Here is a 257-nt window from a genome sequence, read left to right as displayed (position 1 = left end):
AGTGCCTGGGCAAACACTTCCACTTCACCGGTCGCCATGTCGCTGTTTTTGTTCTTCTCATCACGCGCACGCACGGTACCGGTGATCTGGATACAGAATTCGTTACGCAGTTCAGAAGCCAGCTTAAATGCGTCCTGGCGATCGGGATCAAAAAACACCTGCACGATGCCTTCACGGTCGCGCATATCGATAAAAATCAAACTGCCCAGATCGCGACGGCGGTTTACCCAGCCGCAAAGCGTGACTTGCTGACCCAC

General features: G+C 53.7%; 1 protein-coding gene. It reads right to left on the bottom strand.

Going from position 1 to position 257, the window contains the following annotated elements; translation table 11 throughout:
* A partial coding sequence (locus SB765_RS31370) for an OB-fold nucleic acid binding domain-containing protein (RefSeq protein ID WP_410932728.1) occupies positions 1–257 on the bottom strand: 257 nt, incomplete at both ends.

The sequence above is a fragment of the Pseudomonas sp. SIMBA_067 genome (assembly GCF_046534675.1).
Taxonomy (GTDB): Bacteria; Pseudomonadota; Gammaproteobacteria; order Pseudomonadales; family Pseudomonadaceae; genus Aquipseudomonas; species Aquipseudomonas putida.
This window is presented reverse-complemented; position numbering and strand designations above follow the sequence as displayed.